Source organism: Roseateles sp. (assembly GCF_031397715.1).
Lineage (GTDB): Bacteria > Pseudomonadota > Gammaproteobacteria > Burkholderiales > Burkholderiaceae_C > Paucibacter_A.
Window position 1 is genome coordinate 1 of sequence record NZ_JANNMI010000128.1, and the last position, 2,085, is coordinate 2,085.

2 protein-coding genes are annotated in these 2,085 nt (G+C 60.1%); one reads left to right on the forward strand and one right to left on the reverse strand.

Annotation, left to right across the window (positions count from 1 at the left end; genetic code table 11):
• The coding region (locus RMO57_RS05640; RefSeq protein WP_310385009.1) for a GGDEF domain-containing protein at positions 1–771 on the forward strand (771 nt) is incomplete at its 5' end.
• Between the two features lies 1 nt (position 772).
• On the opposite strand, the gene RMO57_RS05645 is transcribed toward RMO57_RS05640, so the two are convergent.
• Complete coding sequence (locus RMO57_RS05645) at positions 773–1,702, reverse strand: polyprenyl synthetase family protein (RefSeq protein ID WP_310385011.1); 930 nt, start codon at positions 1,700–1,702, stop codon at positions 773–775.
• Between the last annotated feature and the right edge of the window lie 383 nt (positions 1,703–2,085).

The following is a 2,085-nucleotide window of genomic DNA, read 5'->3' on the forward strand; positions in this document are numbered from 1 at the left end:
CGCGGCAGCACCTCGAAAGACTCCTTCATCTATTTTGGCGTCAGCCGTCAGCAGCCGGAGCTGGCGGCCATTCTGGACAAGGTCATTCCATTGATCCAGTTTGAGGAGATGAAGTACCTGGGTATGCAGACGGTGCCGACCCTGCGCAACGAGGCCAATCGGCAGCTGACCATGTTGTTGGCGGCGTTGGCCGTCGTCTTGCTGCTGATCTTGGCCGTGACCGTGCGGACGGTGCGCAAGCTGGCTGAGCAAAGGGCCAAAACGCAGTTTTTGCGGGAGCGCGAGCACCTGCTTTACACCGACAGCCTGACCGGCTTCTACAACCGCAACTATTTCAGTGAAAAGGCCGGCGCCGCGCTGACCGGGTCGTTCCCGCAGGCGGTCGTGGTGGCCGATATGAATATGCTCAAGCATGTCAATGACAGCCATGGGCATGCGGCGGGCGATGCTTTGATCCGGGCTTTTGCCGGCGCTGCGCGGGCGCAGTGGCCGCATGCGGATTGCTACCGCATCGGTGGCGATGAGTTCTTGTTCGTCTTGCCGGCTCGCGGCGAAAACGGCGTGGCGGCCGATCTGGAGGCGCTGATGCAGCGTTGCCGGCAAGCTCGGTTTGAAGTCGCGCCCGAGGTCTGGGTCAGCCCAAGTGCTGCATTAGGTTATGCCTTGAGAGCGGATGCGCAGACGCCATTGCAGGCCTGCATCGCGGAGGCTGATCAGCGCATGTATGCGGCCAAGGCGGGGATGAGGAAGCGCAGCACCGACGCCGAGTGAATCAGGAGGAGCGCTCAACCGACTGCGCGGCGAAGTCCAACAGCGACTCGCGCCACGTTGAGGGCGGCAGCAGGCTCAGGCAGTCGCGAGCCAGCTTTGCCTCGGCTCTAGCGGCATCTCGGGTCGCTTCCAAGGCGCCGGTTGAGCGCACGATATCGACTATTTCGCTCAGGCGCTCTTGCTCGCCGTGTTCGACGGCGTGGCGCAACAGCGCTCTTTGCTCGCTGCTGCTGCGCTCCATTGCAATCAGCAGCGGCAAGGTGGTCTTGCCCTCCCGCAAATCGTCGCCGACGTTCTTGCCCAGCGACTGGCTGTCGCCCTCGTAGTCCAGCACATCGTCTATCAGCTGGAAGGCGGTGCCGAGTGCGCGGCCGTAGCCTGCGCAAGCCACTTCAATTTCTGGCGTGCTGTCGGCCAATACGGCGCCGAGGCGCGCACTGGCCTCAAATAGCTTAGCGGTTTTGAAACGGATGACGCGTAAGTAACTCTCTACGCTGATGTCCGGGTCGTGCATATTCATCAGCTGCAGGACCTCGCCCTCGGCGATCACATTGGTCGCTTCTGCAAGCACCTCCAGCACCCGCATGCGGTTCACCGACACCATCATCTGGAAGGCACGCGAATAGAGGAAGTCGCCCACCAACACGCTGGCCGCGTTGCCGAACAAGGCATTGGCGGTTTGCTTGCCGCGCCGCAGTGAGGACTCATCGACCACATCGTCGTGTAGCAAGGTCGCGGTGTGAATGAACTCGACAACGGCAGCCATCTCGAAGCGCTGTGGGCCGTCAAACCCAAGCGCGTTGGCGAACAAAAGCACCAGCTTCGGGCGCATGCGCTTACCGCCTGCATGGACGATGTAGCCGGCGATTTGATTGATCAGCGCAACTTCGGAGCCCAAACGATCGGCGATAACCGCATCGACCTTGAGCATTTCGGCTGCCAATGTGGCCAGCGTTTCGTTGGTTGCGGGGCCAATGGAAGGGGTCGGAGGGGTCGAAACAGACGCTGCGTGCACGCTCGGATCTCATTCAAACGAAGTTGGGATTATAGAGAGCAGCCCAAGTTGGGGCGGCTGGACCTGGTGAAGGATTGTGCGTCAGACTCAACGCTCGCAACGCTTTGCTCAGCCACGACTTGGTGATTTTCTTTGGCCGTGCTAAACTCATTGGCTCTGCGCTATTCAAAGGTGTGGAGAAATGCTGGGTTTAGCTGGATTTAGGCCTGTTGGCTTGCTTGGTCGCTTTAGCGGCAAAGCCTGAGCTTTACGGGTGGTTTAATTGAAAGGGCTGATATGTACGCGGTCATAAAAACCGG